The organism is Actinosynnema sp. NPDC059797 (assembly GCF_042732085.1).
Classification (GTDB): Bacteria; Actinomycetota; Actinomycetes; order Mycobacteriales; family Pseudonocardiaceae; genus Actinosynnema.
The window spans coordinates 1-3,977 of record NZ_JBHWIE010000515.1; the positions used below are offsets into that span (position 1 = coordinate 1).

At 77.8% G+C, this 3,977-nt stretch carries 2 protein-coding genes and 1 pseudogene; all 3 read right to left on the bottom strand.

Translation table 11 applies throughout. The features are described 5' to 3' along the window. Nucleotides 1–85 precede the first annotated feature (85 nt). The gene (locus tag ACFV4N_RS40805; protein WP_499678052.1) at nt 86–1,945 is read right to left on the bottom strand and encodes a hypothetical protein; all 1,860 of its coding nucleotides are present in this window, start codon (nt 1,943–1,945) and stop codon (nt 86–88) included. Beyond that, complete coding sequence (locus ACFV4N_RS40810; RefSeq protein ID WP_499678053.1) at nt 1,942–2,796, bottom strand: VWA domain-containing protein; 855 nt, start codon at nt 2,794–2,796, stop codon at nt 1,942–1,944. The genes ACFV4N_RS40805 and ACFV4N_RS40810 overlap by 4 nt, the downstream gene beginning before the upstream one ends. Beyond that, nucleotides 2,773–3,969: pseudogene (locus ACFV4N_RS40815) on the bottom strand (DUF5682 family protein); the annotation flags it as partial. The gene ACFV4N_RS40810 and the pseudogene ACFV4N_RS40815, both read right to left, overlap by 24 nt. Nucleotides 3,970–3,977 lie beyond the last annotated feature (8 nt).

Sequence of the window (3,977 nt, forward strand, 5' to 3'; positions counted from 1 at the left end):
GGTCTGGGCGTACGACTCGCGTGTCTTGAACGTACGACTCGCGGTGTCTGGGTGGAGGACACGCCGGTGAGGGCGTGTCCTCCGGTCAGGTGTTGCGTGTCGTCCGGTCCGGCACGGTGTGGTGCGCGTTCGCGGCGTCCAGCCAGGCTCGTCGGGCGGCGGCGCGGGTGAACTCGCGGACGTGCACGCCGGCTCGGAGCCAGGCCAGGGGGAAGTCGTCGCCCGCGTCGCGGACCACCCGGCCGAAGGCGTCGCGCTCGCGGTCGCGCGAGGTGGCGGCCAGGTCTGCCAGCAGGTCGGCGGTGGTGGTCAGGCCGGTGCGCGACAGGGTGGTCACCTCGCGCGCGGTCGAGGAGATCGCCGTGACCGCGCGGCCGCCCAGGGCGGTGCGGTGCAGCACGTTCGCCAGTGGGCGCAGCGGGGGTGGGACCCGGCTGGGGGTGGGCGACGGCGGGAGTGGTGGGGCGGGGGTCGGGGTGTTGGTGTCGTGGCTGGTCAGGTAGGAGTGCTGGAGGCGGTCCAGGCCCAGGTCCACGTGGTGGCGGAGGTCGGTGGGCAGGTCCAGGTCGCCGGACACCGCCAGGGCGGTGGCGGTGCCGGGGCGGTCGGGCAGCAGGCGGGCGACGACCTTGAGGCGCAGGCCGCTCGCGGTGGCCAGGACGCGCAGGTTGTCGTGGGCGCACTGGTCCGCGCCGACCAGGTCCACCCGTGCGCCGCCCACCGCCACGCGCAGGGCGGGGCCCGTGGGGCCCAGCACGGTGGCGTCGAGGAACAGCAGGTCCGCGGCCGCCGGGCGGTGGCCGTCGGGGCGGGTGTGGGCGTCGTGGGCCCGGGTCACCTGGTCGGTCAAGGGGCGGGTCCACAGCTCCGCCAGGGGTGGCGCGTCCCAGGGCGTGCCGGTGGCGGCGACCGCGCGGACCGCCTTGCCCGCGCCCAGCCGGTGGTCCGCCGAGGCCGTGCCGCCGGAGAGGAGGAGGCCGGAGCGGCCCAGCTCCCGGTGGGACAGGCCGGATTCACCGATCGCGACCGGCCCGTTGGCGGCGGCCGTGACGCGTTCGGGTCCGCCCGGGGTGATGGCGGGGACGGTCCACAGGCGACCCGTGTCGTCCACGAGGTGGGTGACCACGCCGCCGTAGCCGGAGGCCGCCACCACCGGTTCGGTGCACAGGCCGTACAGGCGGAGTGCCCCGATCGGGTGGTACTCGCGCCGCGCCGTGCCGCGCAGTTCGGCGAGGTCGGTGGGGGCGGAACCGGCGGGGGAAGAACCGGCGGGGGCGCGCAGGTGGTGGCACAGGAGCATCAGGTCTACCAGGTCGGCGGCCAGCGCCTCCCGGTCGAACGACGAGTCGTTGGTGCGGGCCGCGGCCAGGGACGAGGCGATGCGGAGGCCGGTCGCGGCGGCGCGGTGCAGGCCGACCACGCGTCCGCTGTGGACCGCCCGCAGCAGTTCGGCGCGGACCACCGCGCCGCTGCCGGTCGCGCCGGAGCGCAGGATCGTGGCGCACGCCTCCCAGAGCGCGGTCGCCGCACGTCGTTCGGCCTCGGTCACGGGAGCGGGCACCGCCGGGTTCCCGGCGTCCTCCGCGCCACCGCCCACCGCCGTCGGGCTCCCGGGAGCCCCGGGGCCGACCTCGGGGTCCGGTGCGGAGGTGTCCGGTTCGGCGATCTCGGCCGCGGCCACCGCGATGCCCCGGTGCAGGCACTTCGGTGCGAGCAGGCAGGAGCAGGCCAGGTCGGCGGCCTCGGTCAGCACGCCGTCGCGCAGGGTCCAGGTGAGGGTGGTCTCCGGGTCGAGTTCGGCGCGGGCGGTGGCCGCGGAGGCGGTCACGGTCCACGAGGCGGCCTTGTCCAGGGCGGTGTCCACGCGCTTGCGCAGGCGCGGCGGCAGCGCGTCGAGCACGTCCGCCACCACGGCGGGCGCCACGGGCGGCAGGGTCGGGGTCATCCGCGCACCTTCTCCCCCACCCAGCGGGCCAGTTCCACCGGGCTCAGCGCGGCCACCGGCATCCCGGCCGCCACGAGCGCCCCGGCCACGGACGCGGAGTACCGCGCGACGCCCGTGTCGTCCAGGCTGGCGCAGCCCAGCACGGTCACGCCGGAGGTCACCAGTTCCCGCACCTGCGCGACGAGCGGCGCGACCGGGCCGCCCTCCTCGAAGTCGCTGATCAGCACCACCATCGTCCGTTCCGGCACGGTCACCAGGGAGCGGGCGTGCCGCAGCGCGCCCGCGATGTGCGTGCCACCGCCCACGCGCACCTCCAGCAGCAGGGACAGCGGGTCGGACACCCGCTCGCTCAGGTCCACCACCTCGGTGGAGAAGGCCAGGAAGCGCGTCGACAGGGCGGGCACGCCGGCGAACACCGACGCGGTCAGCGCCGCCCACACCGTGGACGCCTCCATCGACCCGGAGACGTCGACCACGAGCACCAGCCGCCAGTCGGCCGCCTTGCGCCCGCGCGTGCGGAACACCGGCCGCTCCGGCACGACCAGGACCCGTCCCGAGGCGTCACGGCGCGCGGTGGCCAGGTTGGCGCGCAACGTCCGCGGCAGGTCCAGCCCCCCGCCCGGCCGACGGGTCGGGGTGGGCAGCCGCAGCCCGGTCAACGCGGGCCGCACGCGGTTGGCCAGTTGCGCGGTCAGCTCCCGGACCAGCCGCGCCACCAGGGGCCGCAGCCGGGCCACGGCGCTCTCGGACAGGCCGCCCGCCAACGACAGCACGGCGCGCAGCAGCTCCACGGACGGGCGCACCGAAGCGGCGTCGATCTCCAGGGCCGCTTCCAGGCGACCGCCTTCCACGGCTGCGGCCAGCACCTCCTCGCGAACGCCCTCGCCGAACAGCTCACGCAGCTCCTCCGACCACTCCCGCACGTCGGGGAACGGCGTCGAGCGGTCCGCACCGAGGTCGCCGCCCGACGCGCCCTCGCCCCGGTCCGCCCCGTACAGCTCGTCCAGCGCCGCCGCGTAGCGCGCCGCGCCCGCCGGTCGCTCGCCGCGCGCGCCGAGCACCAGCCGCCACCGGACCGCCACCGGCAGGTCCGCCGGTTCGGCCGCCTCGGCGCGGGGTTCGGCGGCGGGTTCGCCGGCGACCGACCGGGGTCGGCCGAGGCCGTGCGCCAGCAGGGCCCCGGCCCCGGCGCGTTCGGCCTCCAGCCAGACCGCGAGCAGCTCGGGGTCCGGTTCGCCGGCCCGGTCGACCGCCGTGCCGGTGCGCTCCTCCACCACCGCGAGGACCCGGGCCCGGGCGGCGGGTCCGATCGAGGTGAACGCGCCGCGCAGCGCGGGCAGCCGGTCCAGGAAGTCCCGGTCGGCCAGCCGCTCCACGCGCGTCAGCAGCCCTTCCAGCGCCTCCGGCGTCTCCAGCAGCGGGCCGGCCGCCGCGAGCACCCCGGTCAACGACCGCCGCAGCACGTCCCGCCGCTCCGGCGTGGTCGCGCCGTCCACCCAGGACGCGATCCGCTCGCCCAGCGCGGCCGGTGGCAGCAGGCCCAGCAGGACCCGCGCCGCGCCCGCCGCGCCGGCGATGAGCGGCGCGCCCTCGTCGGCCAGCCGCCGCAGGGACGCCGCGAGCCGCAGGCCCGCGCCGTGGGCGTCGTGCCGCTGGCCCAGTTCCACCTAGGCCCGCGCGTCCTCGGGGGCCTCGGACCCGGTCAGGCCGTCGAGCAGGCCGACCGCGGCGGTCTCCAGCTCCCGCGCCAGCAGCGGGTGCGCGTCGAGCACGTCGCCGGGTGTGCCGGGGAGGTGGCCCGCGCGCAGCCGGTCCAGCAGGTCCAGGGCACCCAGCAGCTCCCGCAGGGTCGCCGACGACGGCAGCGCGGTGGCCGCGTCCGCGAGCAGGTCGTCGACCAGGTCGGGCAGGCCGCAGGCCGCCGCGTCGGTCAGGTCCGCCAGCACGTCGGCGGGCGTGTGCCCACCGCGCCGGTCCCGTTCGGCGCGGCGGGCCCGGAGCCGGCCCCGCGCGGCCTGGTCCAGGGTCGATC

Coding starts and splice junctions, on each gene's coding strand:
- ACFV4N_RS40805 (WP_499678052.1), bottom strand. CDS start 1,945: ATGACCCCGACCCTGCCGCCCGTGGCGCCCGCCGTGGTGGCGGACGTG.